We start from the raw sequence: 3,745 nt of genomic DNA on the forward strand, positions 1-3,745 counted from the left end.
AACACCTATTCCTTTTGTATTAAACGAGCCAGTCTCGGTTTATCACGGAGATGCCTTTGTAACGGCTCTACCAGCACCCAAAACTCGATTTACCTATGGCATTGACTTTGCGTTACCAGCTATTGGTAAACAATGGTATAGTTGGACTCCAGAACAGGACAATTTTGCTGATGCGATCGCACCAGCTCGCACCTTTGGCTTGGCTGATCAAATTGACCAGCTGCGCGATCGCGGTTTAATTAAAGGTGGTAGCTTGGACAATGCTCTGGTTTGTGGTCAACAGGGATGGGTTAATCCCCCCTTACGATTTTCAAATGAGCCAGTGCGTCATAAACTTTTAGACTTAGTAGGGGATTTGAGTTTATTAGGACGTTTTCCTGTCGCTCACATCCTCGCCTATAAAGCTAGCCACCATCTCCATGTCCAACTTGCCAAAAAGCTGGCTGAACCCATGGGTTGCAAGTTAAATACAAAGAAGGTTGAACCTTTAAAAATTAGTAAACAAACCTGCAATCTGTAATTCTATTAAAGTACGCTTATGTCCACACTGACTGATGTTAACACGCCAAATAACTCTACCGGAAGTACCCAGGAGCTCAATGATGACTCATCGACTAAAACAGTTCTAACCGTCGAAGACATTCATAAACTACTCCCCCATCGGTATCCTTTCGCATTAGTTGATCGGATTATTGACTATGTTCCAGGTAAACGAGCTGTAGGTATCAAGAATGTTACCTTCAATGAACCTTTTTTTCAAGGACATTTTCCTGGAAGACCGTTGATGCCTGGGGTGATGATAGTGGAAGCTATGGCTCAGGTTGGCGGGATTGTATTAACCCAAATGCCCGATAGTCCTGATGGATTATTCGTATTTGCAGGGATTGACAAAGTTCGTTTTCGGCGTCCCGTAGTGCCAGGAGATCAACTGGTGATGACTGCGGAACTGTTATCCATCAAGCGCCGTCGTTTTGGTAAGATGCACTCAGTTGCAACTGTTGATGGTAAGAAAGCAGCAGAAGGCGAACTTATGTTTTCTATAGTGGATTAAAACATAATTAGTAAGAGCAAAGGAAAGTTATTGGGTTGTTCACCTTTGCCCCTCGGTTTAGGATAGGTTATTTGGTTGTTCGCGTAGCGTGCGCGTAGCGCATAAGTTATTTAGTTGTTTATTTAGTTGTTTGCCTTTGGCCTTCGGTTCAGGGTAGGTTATTTTGTTGAAATACTTGGCTTTGGAGGTTAAACGTTAATGTTCTATTTTAGCACTAAAACCTGGAACACTAAACATTAACCCTTAAACCGGCAACAGTCAACCTTAATCTTTCAACCTGCAACCTTAAAGCTGCAACCTGCAACCTTTAACCTTTAACCTGCAACCTTTAACCTTTAACCTTCAACCTTCAACCTGCAACCTTTAACCTTAAACCTGCAACCTGCAACCTGCAACCTTTAACCTGCCAGTATTGTTAGTCATTGGTCACTTTGGTGTTTGGAAAATTGGCAACACTTATTCATCCTACTGCTGTTATCCATCCTGGTGCTGAACTACACCCGACAGTTCAGATTGGTGCCTACGCGGTGATCGAAGATAATGTGAAAGTTGGCCCAGAAACAACCATTGGTGCCCATGTGGTTCTTTCTGGACCAATGGAGATCGGAGCCAGGAATCAAATCTTTCCAGGAGCAGTACTGGGTTCGGAACCCCAAGACCTTAAGTATGATGGTGCTCCTAGCTGGGTGAGAATTGGTGATAATAATCTAATTCGAGAGTACGTCACCATTAACCGAGCCACCGGGGCGGGAGAAGCAACCGTAATTGGCAATGGCAATATGCTAATGGCTTATAGTCATGTTGCTCACAATTGCGTGATTGAAGATTCTGTAATTATCGCTAATGGCACTGCTATAGCAGGTCATGTTTATATTGAGTCCCAGGTGAGAATTAGTGGGGTCTTGGGGATTCATCAATTTGTCCACATTGGACGTCTAGCTATGGTGGGTGGGATGAGTCGCATTGACCGGGATGTTCCACCCTATATGCTAGTTGAGGGGAATCCATCCCGAGTGCGATCGCTTAACTTAATCGGTCTTAAACGGGCTGGACTGACAACCGGTGAGATTAGACAGTTAAAAAATGTATTCCGGAAGCTCTATCTTTCAGGAGAACCGTTCACTCAAGCCTTCCAAACCCTGGAATTGCCACCAGATAATCCACATGTGCAGCACCTGCATCAGTTTTTGCAGTTGTCTCTAATGGAAGGTCGTCGGGGTTTAATTCCTGGTCGTCGCTGAAAAGGGTAAAGGTTTTTAAGGTTTATTTCAAATTCCTTTCACCTTTAACCTTTACCCTTTCCTAGCCGATTTTAGGGATTATTAATTAAGAAAACAGGAGATTAAAGCACAAAATCTGCCTCTGTAATGTCACCAGAATCTACACCAGTCAAGACAGCTAATGGTTGATTATTTATGGTGGTGATTATGGTATCGTCATTTTGTTCAAAAATCGAAATCTGACCAAAGGTCAGACCATCTAACTGCAACAGATCTTCGCCATCGGTAAAGTCAGTGATGGTGAGTTTGCCTACTGTTGACAAGACAAAGGTATCTTGCCCACTGCCACCAGTTAAAATGTCATCTCCTGGGCCACCGATCAGGGTATCGTCATCATCTCCGCCTTCGAGGGTATCCTGACCATTGCCACCTTTGAGGGTGTCATGACCGTCCCCTCCAAACAGTTGATCGTCACCGTCTCCACCGTCGAGGTAGTCTTCCCCAACAAAGCCTCGAAGAGTATCTTGACTGTTAAGCCCTTTGATAATATCGTCACCTCCGCCACCTTCAAGGATGTCATTGTTGGAAGTACCGATTAGAGTAACACCAGCTTCCTCGAAGCTAAGGTTGTCAAGGGCGAAGCGGAAAGCAGCGGCATCATTGAAATCGATCACAACCCGGTCTATTGGTGTATCACTATCAGAAAGGGAGAACAGAGCCTCGGTAAAGCTTGGCTGTGAACTAGTATCGACTGCGATCGTATTTACCAATGTGGAGCCATCATCAAACAGTTCCACTGTAAAACCAGGTGTGAGAGTAGCAAAGGTACTCAGCGCCACCCCAAACTCAAGGTCGGAAACCGGTGCAGCAAAGTCAAGGGTTAGGATTCCGGCGGCATTACCTTCCAGACTCGGATCCTGTACAAAGGAAATTGAGCCTGGACCGGAGGAAGCATAATTGGCATCCGTTGAATCTACCCCACCTACTTTGAAATCAAATGTGACCCCCATGAAACTCAGGTCATCAACGGGTTGAAAGGGCAGTTCATCGAAGGTCAGAACTGTTGTGTTAGTGGAATTAGTAGACATGTTTATTTCCCCTAAAAAATAATTAATTTTTCATTGCACCCTATAGTATGAAGATTGTGATTTTACCTTGATGTAATTAGCGCAAATCACTAATGGTTTTCTTCATTTGTTTTTATTTTGCTTTATTGTGAGTTTAAAATTATGAAATTTGGATGAATTAAATAAATATTTTTAATGAATATTATGTGAATTTATAAAAAAAATTGGTAAGCATTCAGCTATCGTAAGTATTCAGCTATCAGCTATCAGCTTAAATTTCCGTTCCCGTAGCGTGACCAACGGCCAATCCATCCACTTGTGTACAAGCCGGTCTACCATCTCCCCATCTCCCCATCTCCCCATCTCCCCATCTCCCCATCTCCCCATCTCCCCAAAGCGCCCCTATT

General features: G+C 43.8%; 4 protein-coding genes. 3 read left to right on the forward strand and 1 reads right to left on the reverse strand.

What is annotated here, in order from left to right:
- From F6K57_RS39465 to lpxA, 3 genes are all read left to right on the forward strand, one after another.
- A partial coding sequence (locus F6K57_RS39465) for a UDP-3-O-acyl-N-acetylglucosamine deacetylase (RefSeq protein WP_293074214.1) occupies nt 1-520 on the forward strand: 520 nt, incomplete at its 5' end.
- A gap of 18 nt (nt 521-538) precedes the next feature.
- Nucleotides 539-1,051, forward strand: coding sequence for a 3-hydroxyacyl-ACP dehydratase FabZ (fabZ, locus tag F6K57_RS39470; RefSeq protein WP_293026103.1), 513 nt, complete (start codon nt 539-541; stop codon nt 1,049-1,051).
- 446 nt (nt 1,052-1,497) lie between these two features.
- Nucleotides 1,498-2,292 carry an acyl-ACP--UDP-N-acetylglucosamine O-acyltransferase gene (gene lpxA, locus F6K57_RS39475; RefSeq protein WP_293074217.1) on the forward strand — a complete coding sequence of 265 codons (795 nt, stop codon included), beginning with the start codon at nt 1,498-1,500 and terminating at the stop codon, nt 2,290-2,292.
- Between the two features lie 101 nt (nt 2,293-2,393).
- Here lpxA and F6K57_RS39480 read toward each other — a convergent pair whose 3' ends face one another.
- Nucleotides 2,394-3,359 (reverse strand): hypothetical protein, encoded by a 966-nt coding sequence (locus F6K57_RS39480; protein ID WP_293026107.1) that lies wholly within the window; start codon nt 3,357-3,359, stop codon nt 2,394-2,396.
- Between the last annotated feature and the right edge of the window lie 386 nt (nt 3,360-3,745).

It is taken from the genome of Moorena sp. SIO4A5 (assembly GCF_010672005.1).
In the GTDB taxonomy this organism is placed as follows: Bacteria; Cyanobacteriota; Cyanobacteriia; order Cyanobacteriales; family Coleofasciculaceae; genus Moorena.